This is a genomic window from Paenibacillus rigui, from assembly GCF_002234615.1.
In the GTDB taxonomy this organism is placed as follows: domain Bacteria; phylum Bacillota; class Bacilli; order Paenibacillales; family NBRC-103111; genus Paenibacillus_S; species Paenibacillus_S rigui.
Genome location: NZ_NMQW01000023.1, coordinates 106494 through 123188 on the forward strand (window position 1 = coordinate 106494; position 16695 = coordinate 123188).

Annotated in this window: 16 protein-coding genes; 12 read left to right on the top strand and 4 right to left on the bottom strand. The window is 50.4% G+C overall.

The window, feature by feature from the left end:
* The first annotated feature begins 52 nt into the window (after nucleotides 1-52).
* Nucleotides 53-1015 carry a M23 family metallopeptidase gene (locus CF651_RS33175; protein WP_179232841.1) on the top strand — a complete coding sequence of 321 codons (963 nt, stop codon included), beginning with the start codon at nucleotides 53-55 and terminating at the stop codon, nucleotides 1013-1015.
* Between the two features lie 19 nt (nucleotides 1016-1034).
* Nucleotides 1035-1478: a bactofilin family protein gene (locus CF651_RS16280; RefSeq protein WP_094015920.1), complete on the top strand. Its 444-nt coding sequence runs from the start codon at nucleotides 1035-1037 to the stop codon at nucleotides 1476-1478.
* A gap of 247 nt (nucleotides 1479-1725) precedes the next feature.
* On the opposite strand, the gene CF651_RS16285 is transcribed toward CF651_RS16280, so the two are convergent.
* Nucleotides 1726-2643 (bottom strand): polysaccharide deacetylase family protein, encoded by a 918-nt coding sequence (locus tag CF651_RS16285; RefSeq protein WP_094015921.1) that lies wholly within the window; start codon nucleotides 2641-2643, stop codon nucleotides 1726-1728.
* A 207-nt stretch (nucleotides 2644-2850) separates the two neighbouring features.
* On the opposite strand from CF651_RS16285, the gene CF651_RS16290 reads away from it, so the two are divergent.
* The 6 genes from CF651_RS16290 (at nucleotide 2851) to CF651_RS16315 (ending at nucleotide 7004) form a co-directional block, all read left to right on the top strand.
* Nucleotides 2851-3381, top strand: coding sequence for a hypothetical protein (locus CF651_RS16290; protein ID WP_094015922.1), 531 nt, complete (start codon nucleotides 2851-2853; stop codon nucleotides 3379-3381).
* A gap of 250 nt (nucleotides 3382-3631) precedes the next feature.
* Nucleotides 3632-4153 (top strand): YfiT family bacillithiol transferase, encoded by a 522-nt coding sequence (locus CF651_RS16295; protein ID WP_094015923.1) that lies wholly within the window; start codon nucleotides 3632-3634, stop codon nucleotides 4151-4153.
* Between the two features lie 294 nt (nucleotides 4154-4447).
* Nucleotides 4448-4954, top strand: coding sequence for a DinB family protein (locus CF651_RS16300; RefSeq protein WP_094015924.1), 507 nt, complete (start codon nucleotides 4448-4450; stop codon nucleotides 4952-4954).
* Nucleotides 4954-5520 carry a hypothetical protein gene (locus CF651_RS16305; RefSeq protein ID WP_094015925.1) on the top strand — a complete coding sequence of 189 codons (567 nt, stop codon included), beginning with the start codon at nucleotides 4954-4956 and terminating at the stop codon, nucleotides 5518-5520. The genes CF651_RS16300 and CF651_RS16305 overlap by 1 nt, the downstream gene beginning before the upstream one ends.
* Before the next feature lie 29 nt (nucleotides 5521-5549).
* Complete coding sequence (locus CF651_RS16310; protein ID WP_094015926.1) at nucleotides 5550-5957, top strand: VOC family protein; 408 nt, start codon at nucleotides 5550-5552, stop codon at nucleotides 5955-5957.
* A 318-nt stretch (nucleotides 5958-6275) separates the two neighbouring features.
* On the top strand, nucleotides 6276-7004 hold the full coding sequence (locus CF651_RS16315) for a cell wall hydrolase (RefSeq protein ID WP_094015927.1): 729 nt from the start codon (nucleotides 6276-6278) through the stop codon (nucleotides 7002-7004).
* Nucleotides 7005-7048: 44 nt separating this feature from the next.
* On the opposite strand, the gene CF651_RS16320 is transcribed toward CF651_RS16315, so the two are convergent.
* The 3 genes from CF651_RS16320 to CF651_RS16330 all read right to left on the bottom strand — a co-directional run bounded on the left by CF651_RS16320 (nucleotide 7049) and on the right by CF651_RS16330 (nucleotide 11117).
* Nucleotides 7049-8722: a ribonuclease J gene (locus CF651_RS16320; RefSeq protein WP_094015928.1), complete on the bottom strand. Its 1674-nt coding sequence runs from the start codon at nucleotides 8720-8722 to the stop codon at nucleotides 7049-7051.
* 55 nt (nucleotides 8723-8777) lie between these two features.
* Entirely contained in the window at nucleotides 8778-9245 is a 468-nt protein-coding gene (locus CF651_RS16325; protein WP_094015929.1) for a hypothetical protein, read from the bottom strand.
* A gap of 135 nt (nucleotides 9246-9380) precedes the next feature.
* Nucleotides 9381-11117 carry an ABC transporter ATP-binding protein gene (locus CF651_RS16330; protein ID WP_094015930.1) on the bottom strand — a complete coding sequence of 579 codons (1737 nt, stop codon included), beginning with the start codon at nucleotides 11115-11117 and terminating at the stop codon, nucleotides 9381-9383.
* 277 nt (nucleotides 11118-11394) lie between these two features.
* On the opposite strand from CF651_RS16330, the gene CF651_RS16335 reads away from it, so the two are divergent.
* From CF651_RS16335 to CF651_RS16350, 4 genes are read left to right on the top strand one after another with little or no spacing between them, the layout of a single operon-like run.
* Nucleotides 11395-13464 carry a bifunctional aldolase/short-chain dehydrogenase gene (locus tag CF651_RS16335; protein ID WP_094015931.1) on the top strand — a complete coding sequence of 690 codons (2070 nt, stop codon included), beginning with the start codon at nucleotides 11395-11397 and terminating at the stop codon, nucleotides 13462-13464.
* A gap of 46 nt (nucleotides 13465-13510) precedes the next feature.
* On the top strand, nucleotides 13511-13882 hold the full coding sequence (locus CF651_RS16340) for a sensory rhodopsin transducer (protein ID WP_094015932.1): 372 nt from the start codon (nucleotides 13511-13513) through the stop codon (nucleotides 13880-13882).
* A gap of 21 nt (nucleotides 13883-13903) precedes the next feature.
* On the top strand, nucleotides 13904-15160 hold the full coding sequence (gene rhaA, locus CF651_RS16345; protein ID WP_094015933.1) for an L-rhamnose isomerase: 1257 nt from the start codon (nucleotides 13904-13906) through the stop codon (nucleotides 15158-15160).
* A gap of 36 nt (nucleotides 15161-15196) precedes the next feature.
* Nucleotides 15197-16672, top strand: coding sequence for a rhamnulokinase (locus CF651_RS16350; RefSeq protein WP_094015934.1), 1476 nt, complete (start codon nucleotides 15197-15199; stop codon nucleotides 16670-16672).
* The last annotated feature ends 23 nt before the right edge of the window (nucleotides 16673-16695 follow it).

The window sequence follows — 16695 nt, forward strand, 5'->3', positions numbered from 1 at the left end:
TATCGTATTCCATCGAATAATGTTAATTTGTGCCAAAACCGAAGGAGCCGACATGAAGCTGAAAATGGGAAGTAAGCGGTATACATTGGTCATTATTCCCGATGCTAACAGCTCTGTTCGCCGCTTTGAGGTCCCAAAGCTGATCCCCTACATCGCCGGTGCAGGACTTATGACCTTGGTTTCGATTACCTTAGTCCTGTATGTGGGTCATGCCAGGAACGCGAGCGTGGCGAATAAGCTTCAGACGCAAATCGTTAGCAGGGATGCTGAGTACACCTCGACGGTGCAGGAGAAGAACCAGACGATTGAGCAGCTTCAGAACCAAGTGATTCAGCTGTCTCAACAGACGGCCGAAATGAAGGCCAAGATCGATGATATTCGGAAGCAGGAAGATGAGATAAGAACGATTACAGGCTCGGGTCAGGTCAAAATATCCTCCGCAGACGTCGCTCCTGCTGCAGGGGCGATGGGCGGCAGCAGTACCCAGGCATCGAATGGAGAGGTGCAGGTATTGGTCGAGCAGACCAAGTCGCAGCTTAGCGATTTGGACAAATCCGTTGACGAGCTGAAGGACAGTATAGCCGACACGAAGGAAAAAGCGATCGAGGCCCAGCAGAAGCTTCGGATAACCCCGAATATTTGGCCGGTCGACAGCCGGACGATCACATCGGGATTCGGGCTGCGGCAGGACCCGTTCACAATGCGTCCTTCATTCCACAGCGGCTATGACATCTCGGCGCCAAGAGATACGCCGGTTCATGTGACGGCAGACGGGGTTGTTACGACGACGGGAAGCGATTCCTCCCACGGCAACAATATTGTTGTGACGCATTCCAAAGGCTTGCAGACGTGGTACATGCATTTGAATAAAATGCTTGTGCAAAAAGGCGATCGCGTGGAAAAAGGCCAGGTCATCGGTCTGGTCGGAACGACGGGCCGCAGCACAGGCTATCATCTGCATTATGAAGTGCTCAAAAACGGCGTGAGCAGCGATCCGAAGCCATACTTACCTTAACGAGAAAGAGGGCGACATAATGTTTAAGAAAAGCAAGCGCGATTCCTTCGCAACCGATACTTTAATTGGAGAAGGAACCTTGTTCGAAGGCCGTATCAAATCCGAAGCAAGTATCCGGATCGAAGGGCAGATTACGGGGGATGTGGATTGCGCGGGCGATGTGACCATCGGGGAGCATGGAGTCGTGAAATCCAATGTGATTGCAAGAAATGTAATTTTGGCAGGCCATGTACACGGCAATGTGCTGTGCAAAGGCAAGCTGACCATCCGTTCCACAGGCAAGCTGTACGGCAATACGACAGCGCAATCGCTCATTATTGACGAGGGCGGCGTGTTCCAGGGGACGAGCAAGATGGATAACGGCAGCGTGTCGAATCCCGACCCATCCAACCAGCACAACAAGGAACAGCAGACGCAGAACAGCCCGTTTCAACCCGTTACCACAGCGGTAACATGGCAGTAATGCAGGGCAGTGACCCCCATCCGGGAGATAGAGCTTGAAAGCAAACGTTGACTGTGTAAGTTTTATACAACAGTAGCCGGAGGTGCTTTAGCACCCGGGAGATTGCTTCTTGCTTTGATGCATTCAGTATATATAGGCTGCAGGTGAAAAAATAAGGAACGCCCGTTATCGCAACGGGCGTTCCTTGTTGACTACAATTTTCCATTTGCTTCGGCTGCTGCAGGGATAAGGAAAGGATGGCTTTGGCCTACTCCCCCATCCGGTAGCTTGTAACCACATTTTTCAAAGTAATCTTTAAACGTCCGAGAAGGCGGGTCTCGTCGGTCAGCTTGTCGAGCAGCTTCTCGGCTGTTACCTTGGCGGCTCCGCCGTTAATACGCTTGACGAGCGTCGTTCCGGGCAAATTCAATCCGTCAACGCCGGTAAAAATATATTGAATGCCGGCTTGTCGGCTCTGCGCCAGCGTGGTCGCATCATATCTTCCGTGCGGCAGACACAGCAGCTGGTCCTGCGTGCCGAGCTTCTCCCTCAGCACCTGCTCGGCTTGAACCAGGTCGGCCTTCACCCGCTGTGCGTATTCCTGTTCGGTTTCCACCCGATTCAGAGCCGGCAGGAAAATAGGATTGGTTAACGAATTTACCGGCTTGCCGTCGGCTCCGGGTACAAAATCATGTGAATTGTAAGTGTGGGAGTAGAAACCGAACCCGTCGGCTTTCATTTGCTGAATTTGCTCCCAGGTCATGAACGCGGTTCCTTCCTCCGTCTTGGTTCCCACCGCACTGACAATCAGGAAATTGCTTGCCGTCATGCCCTGCTCTTTGAGAATCGGATAAGCATATTGGTAAAAGGATTCGTATCCATCGTCAAAAGTGATGACGACAGCTCCGGGAGGCACCGTACCGGTGCCGTTCATGAAGTCGACGAACTGCTTCATCGATATGACCTGATAGCCGCTCGATTTCAGAGCGATCAAATGCTCCTTGAAGGCTTCCGGGGTTATCGTGTAGTCAGAAGCTTCGGGATCTATGTGATGGTATTCCAATACGGCAACTTGACTGCTGAACCGTGGAGATGTGCCGGGGAAGACATAGTCGATAGCCAGATAGGCGATAAGGAGGATCAGAATGGCGGATAAAGTCCATTTTAGACGAAGCCTTGTTTTCATATTCGAATAAATCTCCGTTCTCTAAAGTAAAGAATGCATCCTGGTCTATGATACCATCTTTTGGCCGGGTTGAGAAATTCTGCGTGGAAGGAAGGTGGGAGCGGAAGAGGGCTAGGCGTGCTTTTGACATATAGATGACATATTCCGGAGGTAAAGTACAAGGTGTAAGAAGTAAACCTGAACCTAACGAATGGAGGCTCATTTCATATGTTGAATGCGAAGTGGAAAAAAATGCTGGTCGGAAGCACGGTAGGTGCTATGCTTGTGGTTGGCGCGGCAGGTGCAGCCTTTGCGGCAGACGCTGCGAGCCCGGCGAAAAGCGAGAAGCATGCAGCGAAGCATCAAGCGAAGCTGGAGCAAAAGGCGGCGGCCCAAGGCTTGACCGTCCAGCAGCTGCTCGACCGGCAAGCGGCGAGGAAGGCTGCGCTGGAGGAGAAAGCGAAGGCGGCAGGGCTTACCATGGAGCAATATAAGGCGCAGCGTCAGGCGGAGCATCAAGCCAAGCTGGAGCAGGCGGCTGCAGCGAAGGGCCTGACGGTGGAGCAGTTGAAGGCTCAACATAAGGAACGGCATGACAAGGTCGTGGAGCAGGCCAAAGCAGCGGGCTTGACCGTGCAGCAGTGGAAAGACCGGAAGAAGGCCGAGCACGAAGCGAAGCTGGAAGCCAAGGCGCAGAAAAAAGGGATCACCGTAGAGCAGCTGAAAGCACAGCTCGCCGCAAAAAAAGCCGCCAAGTAAGCGGTGGGTGACCGATCACCCGGCGGCAACGCGCGCCTGAGATTCACGCGCGTTGGCAGCTGCTGCAATAGAAGGAATAAGCCACTCCGCCGGGGTGGCTTATTTTGCCGTGTCACCCTTTCATATCGATTGCTAATAAAAGGAAATGGGCGTTCCTGCTCGAAATTATGATAAGCCCGTTCACTAGGCGATGACTGCCGTATTCTATGAAACGCGGTTTCATCGCCAGTAGTTAAGGAGGATGAGCAGGATGGACTATTTGCGTTACCCTATCGGACCCTTCGAGCAAGTACACCATTCCACTTTCGTACAGCGCGAGCAATGGACCAAGGAGATTTCGGAAGCGGCAGCGCTCCTTCGGTTGGCTGTGCATAACCTGACAACAGAACAATGCCTTACTCCGTATCGCCCGGGAGGCTGGACGGTCCGGCAGGTTATCCACCATATGGCGGATAACGATATGAACGCCTTTCTTCGTTTCAAGAGAGCGCTAACGGAGGACAGCCCGACTGTTCCCTCCTATAGGGAGGATTTGTGGGCCGAGCTGAGCGATTACGAGACTCCGATCGAAACCTCCATAAATCTCCTCGAAGCCATTCATTCTCGATTCGTTATGCTGCTCCGTTCACTGCATCCGTCCGATTTGGAAAGGACATTCACGAGCCCTGCCCATGGCCTCATGAATCTTGATACGGCTATTCAAAGATATGCATGGCATAACCGCCACCATACTGCGCAAATTGCCTCTCTTAAAGCCCGGAATGGCTGGTAAACGTCCACAAACTTTTATTTTCCGCGGCAGTTCACTGACATACTGCTGTCAGCCATGTACGTTTACACTACATTAGGAACAGGTGAGCCGCATCGGAGCCTTATGGATCAGCCGCTATGCCCCTGCCGGTTCGGCAGGAGTCCGGTTGGTGCAATCGGGTGCTATTTAACAGCTTAGCAATACATAAGAAATGCCCCGCATTCCGTCGTGGTAAAATAAAGTTGATTCCTGCAAAGACACTCATGAATTTCTGTCCATTAACACCGAACGTTAACTGTTAAAGGAGCGTTGCAATTGAACGATAGGCAATCGATTGAGAGCTTCAAACAAGATTTGCAGCAGTATTCGCTTGAGCAGCTAAGGTACAATACCGGTGACGGTGTGTGGTCTCTGGGCCAGATGTACCGCCATCTGATTGATGTGGCCGATGAGTACCTTGACCATGTGGAGGCTTGCTCGAAGGCATGTGTAGAGCAGCCCTTAGGCAAATCGGAGGTTGGGGAGCACCTGTACGAGGTCGGTGGCTTTCCGATGATTCGTATCAAGCTTCCGGATTTGCCCGGAAACACGCCCGATCATTCACAAAATATAGAAGACCTTACCGAAGGACTGGATCGGGTCGTGCGGAGGATGATCGATTGGGAAACGAGGGTGGACGGCATCAGCCCGCATTTTAAAGAAAAGCATGAAGGCTTCGGATGGCTTACCGCAAGGGAGTGGCTGGAGCTGATCGGCATGCATTTCCGCCACCACCTGCGTCAGAAGAAGGAATTGGAAGCAAGATGGGAGCTATTTTCCTAATGAGTATGTTCTATTACATGGCTGCAAGCCGGGAGCTGCCCACAGGCGTATTCGGAACGAAGAAGACGGTGATGAAGCTGGGAGATTACTTGACACATGTCAATCCAGCAGCAAGAGGGCAGTTCCCAATCCGTGCTCTATTGGATAAATATCCTGAAGATGAACAACTTATAGATATCTACGACACGGAGGAGGACGCGGCAGGCTTATACGTAGGCGGACCGATGTCAGGTCAGGATATATCGCACTTGTTTAGGCATCCCATGGTGTATCCAATTGCTCCTCAAGGCGGCTCCTTTTCCATGAACAACGAGATGAAGGAGCGCTATCCCAACGTCTACACGACGGGCAGAAAGTGTCTGGCAGAGCTGTTCCGCTATCTGAATCGCCATATGAACGCGGGAGAAGAGCTGGAATTGTTCTCCTGCTGGGCGGATGGGCCGGAGCGTTTCCGGCAGCCTCGCAATAAGGGGCTGGACCTGATTATACAGCTATCGGAGTTTCGCTTCGAGGAACGGGCCGAGTTCGAGTGGAAGGACCAGCAGTATATCGTGGTAAGAAAATAAACATGTTGGGAAAACGAAGGGGTGCTGCAATGGATTCCCGTAAACAGAAATTTATGACGTTCTTGATGTTCGAAGGCCAAGCGGAAGCGGCAATGAATTTGTATACATCTTTATTTGATAATTCCGAAATCATCAGCATTCAACGGTATGGTCCGGGCGAAGCCGGGGAAGAGGGCAGCGTGCTGCAAGCGGTATTTTCGCTTCACGGGCAGCAATTTATGTGCATTGACAGCCATATCAAGCATGGCTTCACCTTCACCCCCGCTATGTCAATCTACGTGACATGCGATTCCGAGGCGGAGCTCGATCGGGTGTATGCAGGCCTGTCAGAGGGAGGCTCAGTGCTCATGCCGCTGGGCTCATATCCTTTCAGTGAAAGGTTCGGCTGGGTTCAGGATCCATATGGTGTTTCATGGCAATTGAATTTGGCTAAGTAGCGACAGGCGCGCGAGCTTTTTACCCCTATACATATCTCGTGTGATGGAAACGGATTGCGCAATAAAAATGGGCTTGAATGCGGCGGGATGCCTGTTCAGGCTTTTTTGGCGTGTAGTACTTATTGTTATTTATGGTAATACTTGATGGCCGACGGACGCTTATGGGGACTTGCACTCGAATAAACTAGCAAGATAATACCAGTGGAACCAACAACTTGCCAAAGACAAATTCAAAATTATTACGTTTAATAGATAAAGTGTGGTTTTAAGGATTTAAGGATTTAAGGATTTAAGGTTTTAACGAAGTGGGGTGATAGAATGAGAAAGCCAGCAGCGAAATATGCTACTCTGCTGACCGTCATCATTTCCTTCTTCCTAATCGTTCCTGCACAGCATGCAGATTCAAGAATGGTATTAGTGAATAAGCAAGCAATTTCCGAAGTGTCATTGCCTAGCAGTACGTTTATTCAGAAGGAAAGCGGAAATCAGGTTGACAACTCATCGAAGGAGAGAGAGCTGATACTGGAAGCGGAGAAGGCCAAGAAAGTAACCATTTTGAGCGCAGAGCCTGCAGCTGAAACGCCCAAAGTGCCCGAAGTGCCTGAACCGATTCCGACGCCCTCGAATCCTCCGAAGTTGGAAGCTCCTAATCTAAGCTCAACAACTGAAAAGCAAAGTATTTCAGACAGTGATAAGGAGTTACTTGCGAGGCTCGTGACAGCTGAAGCGGGTAATCAACCGTATTTAGGTCAAGTGGCGGTAGCTGCCGTTGTTTTGAACAGGACAAAATCTGGTAAATTTCCTGAAACGATTAAAGGCGTCATTAATGCCAATAACGGCAAGGTATATCAATTCTCTCCTGTGAAAAACGGCTCCATCCGTAAGCCGGCTAGTGCATCAGCGGTTAAAGCGGTTGAAGAGGCTTTGAAGGGCAGCGATCCAACGAACGGAGCCCTATATTTTGCGGAATTAAGCATCGCGGCACATGTACCGAACCGAAACGCCAGTGTTACGGTAAAAATTGGTGACCACACTTTCTATAAATAAGAAGTTCAGGGGCGCTTGCAGCCCCCTACTTTCTTAAACGTTGATCATATTTCCATAATAATCGGCAAAATCATCGGTTTTCTTCCCGTACTTTCATAGAGATAACGACCCAAAACATCTTTAACCCGAATTTTCAAGGTACTCCACTGGTTCATATTTTCTGCCTGAAGTTTGGTGATGGTCTGAGCTACCAGCTGATTCGCTTGATCCAGCAGCTCTTCCGAACCACGTACATACACAAACCCCCGCGATATAATATCCGGTCCGGACACAATATGTCCTTCCGTCTTGCTAAGCGTTACGACCACAATAAGAATTCCGTCCTCCGACAGATGCTTGCGGTCCCGCAGCACAATATTCCCCACATCGCCAATGCCCCACCCATCCACGAAGGTGTTGCCCGCTGTTACCTTGCGTGTCTGCCTGGCGACATGATTTTGAATGTCCACCACATCCCCATTATTGACGATGAAAATATGCTCGGGATCCACCCCGACCGATTCGGCCAGCAAGCCGTGCTGATGAAGCATCCGGAATTCGCCGTGAATCGGAATGAAATATTTGGGCTTCATCAAAGTGAGCATCAGCTTCAGCTCATCCTGACTCGCATGGCCGGAAACGTGCAGCCCCGTCACGGAGCCTGATCCATAGACGACTCTGGCACCAAGCCGGAACAGGTTATCCACGATTCGGGAGACGTTGCGCTCATTCCCTGGTATAGGGGTCGCTGAGAGAATAACCGTGTCCCCCGGAAGAATATGAACCTTGCGGTGATTGGAGGTGGAGAGGCGGGATAAGGCCGATAAAGGCTCTCCCTGGCTTCCGGTACAAAGTACGGCAATCCGCTCCGGAGCCAGCCGGTTCACTTCCTCAGGCTTGACCAGCATGCCTTCGGGGATCGTCAAATAGCCTAGCTTGGCTGCGATGCCCACGACATTTTCCATACCTCTGCCGAGTAAAGCGATATGTCGTCCGGTAGCCTCCGCCGCATCGATCACTTGTTGAATCCGATGAACATTGGAAGCAAAGGTGGAGAAAAAGATTTTTTGACGCGCCTTGCTGAAGGCTTCCAAAATATGCTCACCGACTTTTCGTTCCGATGGAGTAAACCCGGGCCGCTCTGCGTTCGTACTTTCGGATAGCAGCGCCAGGACGCCGTTTTTGCCAAGATCGGACATTTTATGAATATCCGCGTATTGCTCCGAAACAGGAGTCAGGTCAAATTTAAAATCGCCCGTGTGGACGACAACCCCTTCAGGCGTATGGAATGCAATGCCCAGGCAGTCGGGGATACTGTGATTTGTTTTGAAGAAGGTCGCTTGGATCGAGCCCAAATCTACCGTCGAATCGGAGGTGATTGGAATGAGCTCTGTTTCCGCAAGCAGGCCGGCTTCTCTTAATTTCACTTCAATTAATCCGATTGTTAATCTTGTTGCATAAACGGGCAGTTTTAGCTGCCTTAATATGTAAGGTACCCCGCCGATATGATCCTCATGACCATGCGTTATAATCAAAGCCCGGACCCGACTGCTGTTCTCCAGCAAATAAGTAATATCGGGAATGATTAAATCAATGCCTAATAAGCTTTCATCAGGGAACTTGGAACCGCAGTCAATGACAACGATATCTTCGCCGTATTGAATAGCATACATATTTTTTCCAATTTCGTTGACGCCTCCCAAAGCAAAGATCGATAACGTTTCTTCTGCGTTGTTCAACGATAGAGCCCTCCCTAAAGGATATGGTTTGGTGATGGAAGCCAAGGTTATGGGATTAGGAACGATTGCGACGGGATCTTGTGAATAATCGGTAGGCGAAATAAAGAACAGCCCCCCAAAATAATAGACCTATGAAGGATATCGGCGATCCTGCTCCGGGACCGAAGCCCATAAAGCCAAACGGGTTAAACAGGCTGCCAAGCAAAGCTCCCGCTGCAAAGCCCCCAAAGATGCCTCCCCAGCCTCCGCGGGCAGGCGTTCCGTAAGCTGGTGTCGTAGTTCTCGGATTGCTGGAGGGAACACGTCCAGGGGCCGTCGTTCCGCTTTGTCCCGGGGTACGTACACCCGAATAGGTTCCGCGTCCCGAGCGGTAAGCATTTTCCGTCAGTTCTCCCTCGGCAGGCGTCTGCTGCGGAAGCTCTTGAACCCTGGGCGAGATCAGATTGCCCTCCACATTTGCAAAGACCGAGGGGCATGGGAAAAGGAGCATCAAACAAAGACAGACCATCCGGAAGCTCTTCATGCAGGTATCCTCCATTCATGTTGTCGTGGAAAAGGGTCGGCTTTTCGCATTTCTCATATAGGTAGTATCAACCCAATCCGGGTTTCTATTCGGCTTCCAGAGCTATGAATCGAGGAGAATGACATGTCATCCATCCTACGGGTTAAACTGAAACTGCATGTGATACAGCCTCGCGTAGATCCCGTTTATGTGCAAAAGCTGCTCGTGTGTTCCTTCCTCTGCTATCCCTTTCCCGGAAAGCACGATAATCCTGTCTGCATTTTGGACCGTGGACAGCCTGTGAGCAATGATGAAGGTCGTACGGTTGCGGGATAGGAGTTCAAGGCTTTTCTGTACGGCCTTTTCACTCTCATTGTCCAGCGAGGAAGTGGCTTCATCCAATATGAGGATCGAAGGATTTTTCAAAAATACACGGGCGATACTGATGCGCTGCTTCTGACCGCCGGAAAGCTTTACACCGTGCTGCCCGACATGGGCGTTGTAGCCGCCCGGAAGCCCCATAATAAATTCATGAGCATTGGCGTGCTTGGCCGCGGTGATCATTTCATTTTCCGTAGCGTCGGGCTTTCCATACAATAGGTTCTCCTTTATCGTACCCGAGAACAGATAGACGTCTTGCTGAACGATCCCGATATGCTGGCGCAAGGAGCTTAGCGTGACAGCTTTGACATCTGTACCGTCGATTTTCACTGCACCTTCGACAGGCTCATAAAAACGTGGGATTAAACTGCAAAGTGTTGTTTTTCCAACCCCCGATGCTCCTACAAGCGCTATGGTCTCACCGGGATTTGCCGTAAAGCTGATTTGACTTAGCACATCGGTAGAGTCGCCGGCATAGCGGAAACGAACGTTGGCAAATTCGACCTTGCCCTTTACGCTGCTTAACGGGAAGGCGTCATTCGCATCCGTAATGTCCGGCTTCACTGCCAGCAGCTCCAGGAAGCGTTCAAATCCAGCCACTCCATTTTGAAGATTTTGGGTAAAATTCACTAACCGTTTCACGGGGTCAACGAGGGTATTCAAGTATAGTAAGAAGGTGATTAGCTCCGTCAGATGCAGCCGGCTGTAGCTGATAAGAACGGCCCCTGCAATAACGACCGAAATATTCATAAAGGAGATGAATCCGGTCAAGCCGTTAAAAAACAACGCCTCAGCTCTATACCCATTTTTCCTGCTTTCCAAAAAACGATGGCTGCTGCTTCGGAATTTGTCCATTTCAATTTCTTCATTGGCAAACGATTGTACGACCCGAATCCCGGAAAGGCTGTCTTCGATTTGCGAATTGATATCGGCTATGCGTTCCTTGTTCCTTTTCAGAGCGTTCTTCACCCGGATGCTGTTGTAATAGGCGAAAAGAATCATAAACGGGAAAATTAAGAAAATAGTTAAACTGAGCATCCAGTTCATGCTGGCCAATATAACAAAGGAGCCCGCAATTCTTACCAAGGAGATCATCGTGTCCTCCGGCCCATGATGGGCAAGCTCCGATATATCGAATAAATCTGATGTCATCCGCGACATGAGCTGCCCTGTTCTGGTGTTGTCGTGATATGTAAATGAAAGCTTTTGTACATGCTCAAATAAATCGCTCCGCATGTCGGATTCTATTTGGGCTCCCATCACATGACCGTAATAATCTGTATAGAAGTTGCTTACATACTCCACCAGCATCAACAACATAAAGATACCGGCGATTTTTATAACGAATGCCGACGCGATTCCCTCGTCACCTATTGCTTTCTGGGTCAGTTGATTTACTAACAGGGGGTACACAATGACGGTTATCGAAGCCAGCGATGCAAAGAACAAATCCGCAAACAATCCTTTTTTGTAAGGCTTATAGTAAGTTAAAAATTTTTTGAATGTTTCCAAACGACCACCTCCAAGGACAGGGTTTACTCTAAGACATTGACTTCCATCGGTTTAAATTCATGGTAGCACCCTGATCTGAACCAATCCATTTAACAAATCGTTATAACCAATTCTTCTTCTTGTCCCTTGATTCTCCGCTGAACAATGGAAAAGAAACGGCTCTGTTCTTATTTTGTTTTATTTTTGTTTATGTTTGAATTTATGGTTTTCAGACCGGAACAAATGTGGTAAGATAACATCAAAACCAAATAAAACAAATTATTTCGGAGGTATAGTCATGGTACAAAGTTTGTGGGAAGCTTCTAAAGCAGCAGAACAGGCAACAGGTCTGGATCAATTGGTTTATCGCTCGAATCTGATCGGTACGGATCGTCGCGTATGCAATTACGGCGGCGGGAATACTTCCAGCAAGACGGTTGTCAAGGATTTCCGCGGGCGCGACGTTGAAGTCATGTTCGTGAAAGGAAGCGGTTCCGACCTTGCGACGATGAAGGCTTCTAACTTTACGGGCTTGCGCATGGATGATATTCGTCCTTTGTTCGAAAGAGACGAAATGCCGGATGAAGAAATGGTTGCCTACCTGGCGAACTGCATGATTGACGCCAAGCATCCGCGCGCTTCCATTGAAACTTTGCTTCATGCCTTTCTTCCATTTAAACACGTAGATCATACCCACCCGGATTCCATCATCAGCCTTTGCTGTGCAGATAACGGCAAAGAGCTGGCTAGTGAAATTTTTGGAGACCGTTTCGTATGGGTTCCTTATATCCGTCCCGGCTTCAAGCTTTCCAAAATGATCGCTGAAGGTGTATTGAACAATCCGAAGGCGGAGCTTGTCCTTATGGAAAAGCACGGTCTGGTTACTTGGGGAGAAACCTCGGAGGAGGCTTACGCTCAAACGATCAAGATCATTACTGAAGCGGAAAGCTTTATCGAAGCGCGCATTAAAGAAAGTCAAGTATTTGGCGGCGTGAAGCATGGCGCCCTGACGGCCGAACAACGCAGAAGCGTTGCTGCCCAAGTGATGCCTACCATCCGCGGTGCAGTCAGCGATGCGAAGAAAATGATTCTTTCGTTCGACGATGCAGAAGATGTGCTTCAATTCGTTGGCGGACAAAACTCGGCACAGCTTTCCCAAGTGGGCGCTGCTTGCCCGGATCACCTGGTTCACACGAAAGTGGTTCCTTTGTTCATCGATTGGACGCCGAATGCGGACGATATCGATGGCTTGAAAGCGAAGCTGAAAGAAGGCATCGCGAAATATAAAGAAGAATATAAAGCTTACTTCGACCGCAACAAAAATGAAGGCGACGTCATGTTCGAAGCAGCGCCTCGCGTTATTCTTATCCCTGGCGTAGGTATGATCAATACCGGCAAAAGCTGGGCGATGTCCCAAGTCAGCGGTGCGTTGTACCACCGTGCGATCGCCGTCATGAGAGGCGCTACGGCTCTTGGCAATTTCGTTTCGCTGAGCGAAAATGAATCTTACAATGTCGAGTATTGGCCGCTTGAGCTTTACAAGCTGTCCCTGGCTCCGGCTGAAGCTGAGTTTTCACGCAAAATTGCTTTCATCACCGGCGGAGCAGGCGGTATCGGAAGCGAAACGGCACGCCGTTTGGTTTCAGAAGGCGCGCATGTCGTGCTGGCCGACTTGAACCTTGAAGGCGCAGAGAACGTAGCATCGGAAATCAATGCGAAATACGGCGAGAACCGTGCGATTGCCGTGAAAATGGACGTAACGAGCGAGGACATGATTAAAGAGGCTTATGCCTTAACTGCTCTTACTTACGGCGGTGTCGATATTATCGTCAACAACGCAGGTCTTGCAACTTCCAGTCCGTTCGACCAAACGTCGCTGAAAGAATGGAATCTGAACATGAACGTGCTTGGAACAGGCTACTTCCTCGTTGCACGCGAAGCGTTCATTCTGATGAAAGAGCAGGCGATCGGCGGTAACATGGTATTTATCGGCTCCAAAAACTCCGTATACGCCGGCAAAAGCGCTTCGGCTTATAGCGCGGTCAAAGCGTTGGAAGCTCATCTTGCCCGTTGTATCGCCGCAGAAGGCGGGGAATTCGGTATCCGCGTCAATACGATTTTGCCGGATGCGATTCTGCAAGGCTCTGCTATCTGGAACGGAAGCTGGCGTAATGAACGTGCCGCTGCGTACGGCATTGAACCGGATCAATTGGAAGAGCACTACCGCAAACGGACGACGTTGCTTGTCAATATTTATCCGCGTGATATTGCAGAAGGCATTGCATTCTTCGCTTCTTCCAAATCGGATAAAACAACAGGCTGCATGCTGACGATTGACGGCGGCGTACCTGCTGCGTTCACACGTTAATTTTAAAATAACCGCAATCCCAAATCATTAAAGGAGGAGCTGTCATATGGCATCGGCTACTGGAGAAAAGGTATGGATTATTCCTGACGGTTATATTCCTGAGGTTAGTTCAGGAGCATTAACCAGCCACGAATCGATTTGCGTATTGAATACCGCATCGGAGGATGCTCACTTAAGTATCAGCATCTTCTTTGAGGATCGCGACCCGCTGGAGGATATCCAGGAGGTTGTCCAGGCCCGCCGTACGAAGCATATCCGCACAAGCTCCTTAGCAAAAGATGGAGCGCCAATCCCTATTGGCGTTCCCTATGCGATTGAAGTGAAGAGCAACATCCCGATTATTGTACAATACAGCCGGTTGGATGCGACTCAGGCGGAGAATGCTCTGATGTCGGTCATCGCTTACCCGATCAAATAATAAGCTTAAGGAGTTGTATCCATGGATAAAAAAGTGCAAGCCAATTATGAATTGGCTAAAGAGCTGTATGCAGCGCATGGCATTCATGTCGATCAAGTGCTCGAGCAGCTGGAGAAAATCAAAATTTCCATGCACTGCTGGCAGGGCGATGATGTAAAGGGCTTCCTGAATCGTGATCAGGATTTAACAGGCGGAATTTCCGTTACAGGCAACTATCCGGGGGCGGCGCGCACGCCTGAAGAACTTCGCGCAGATCTGGAGAAAGCGTTCTCGCTGATTCCAGGGAAGCACAAGGTTAACCTTCATGCCATCTATGCGGATACGGATGAGAGAGTGGAGCTGGATCAGCTGGAGCCGAAGCATTTTGAAAGATGGGTCGATTGGGCCAAGGAGCAGGGCTTGGGGCTCGACTTCAACCCGACTTGCTTCTCTCACGAGAAATCGAAGGACGGCTTTACACTCAGCCACTCCAATCCTGAAATTCGCCAGTTCTGGATCGATCACTGCAAAGCCTCCAGAAAAATCGGCGCTTACTTCGGCGAGCAGCTGGGGCAAACCTGCGTAACAAACGTATGGGTGCCGGACGGCTATAAAGACGTTCCTGCAGACCGCATGGCGCCGAGACAGCGCTTGAAGTCCGCTCTGGACGAAGTGTTTGCCGAAGAGCTCAACCCGGCTCATAACCTGGATGCAGTGGAAAGCAAGCTGTTCGGTCTCGGATCCGAAGCTTATGTTGTAGGCTCCCACGAGTTCTATATGGGCTATGGCATTCAGAACAACAAATTAATTTGCCTCGACGCAGGACATTTCCATCCGACGGAAGTGATCTCCAACAAATTGTCGTCGCTTGCGTTATTTGCAGATGGCATTCTGCTGCATGTAAGCCGTCCAATGAGATGGGATAGCGATCACGTAGTCACGATGGACGATGAATTGATAGATATCGGCCGTGAGCTGGTTCGCGGCGGATTGCTGGACAAAACACATATCGGGCTCGATTTCTTCGACGCGAGTATTAACCGCGTAGCGGCTTGGGTTATCGGTACCCGCAATACGATCAAAGCGCTTCTTCGCGCTATGCTGGATCCGGTGGAAGCTTTGAAAAAGGCGGAGCTGGAAGGGGATTACACGACTCGTTTGGCATTGACAGAGGAGTTCAAATCGTATCCGTTCGGCGCGGTGTGGGATTACTACTGTGCATCCAAAGGTGTTCCTGTGCGCGAGGATTGGCTTGCAGAAGTGAAATCCTACGAGCAGGAAGTACTGCTGAAGCGTTAATCCACCGCATTTAATTCACGAATAAGGGTGATATCCTTGGGAAACATTATCGCTTTTGATCTGGGGGCGAGCAGCGGCAGAGCGATGCTCGGCCGCTTGGTAGACGGCAAGATCGAAATCACGGAGCTTCATCGGTTTTCCAATGATCCAGTGCAGGTGGGCGACCGCCTGCATTGGGATATTTTACGGTTATATCATGAGATCAAGCAGGGCTTGCTGATTGCGAAGAACCAAGGGATTGAAGTGGACAGCATCGGGATCGATTCCTGGGCGGTCGATTTCGGCTTTATCGGGTCGAACGGAGAGCTGATCGGCAACCCGTACCATTACCGGGACCGTCATACGGAGCACATGATGGAGAAGCTGTTCGCCCAGCTTCCGGCATCGGAAATTTTCGGAAGAACAGGCATTCAATTTCTTCAGTTCAATACGATCTTCCAGCTCTTTGCTCTGAAACAAGCCAACTCTCCTTGGCTTCAGGAGGGCAACCGGTTTCTGATGATTCCGGATTTGCTGCGGTATTTCCTGACTGGAGAGATGCATAACGAATTCTCCAACGCGACGACAACCCAATTATATAACCCTGTCCAGGGTGGTTGGGACAAAGAGCTTCTACAGCAGCTCGGCTTGCCTGAATCGTGGTTCGGCGAAGTGCTGCAGCCGGGAAGCAAGGCGGGGATGCTTCAGCCTTCCGTATGCGACGAGCTGGGCATTTCTTCGATTCCGGTGTATGCGGTGGCGGAGCATGATACAGGCTCGGCTGTGGCAGCTGTCCCGGCGACAGACCGTTCGTTCGCGTACTTAAGCTGTGGAACCTGGTCGCTGATGGGAACCGAGGTGCAGGAGCCGGTCATTAACGATATGGCACAGCAGCTTAATTTTACGAATGAGGGCGGAGTCGAGGGGACCTATCGCCTGCTCAAAAATATTATGGGTCTGTGGATCTTGCAGGAAAGCCGGCGCGAATGGGAAAAAGCAGGGAAGAAATATTCGTTCCCCGAGCTGGTCCAAATGGCGGGAGCGGCCAAGCCGTTCGCGGCATTCATCGACCCGGATCATCCGATGTTTCTTGCACCGGGGGATATGCCTGCCCGCATCGCCCAATACTGTGCGGAAACCGGGCAGCAGGCCCCGGAGACGGACGGCGAGATCGTTCGCTGCATTCTGGAAAGCTTGGCGTTGAAATACCGGTTCGTGTTTGAGATGACCGAACGGTTATCCGGTCAAGCCTTCAACGGCCTGCATATGGTCGGCGGCGGAATTAATAACACCTTGCTGTGCCAATGGTCGGCCAATGCCATCGGTAAGCCTGTATGGGCGGGGCCTTCTGAAGGCAGCGCTATCGGCAATATGGCGGTACAATGGATTGCCCAAGGCGTATTTGCCGATATTTGGGAAGCGCGCCAAGCGATCCGGGATTCGTTCCCTGTTGTCGAATACAAGCCGGAGGAACAAGACCAGTGGGGTCAAGCGTATGACCGGTTTGTTCAGCTGACGGGATTGTTAACCTAATTAGTCCGTGAGAAGAGGGTTTC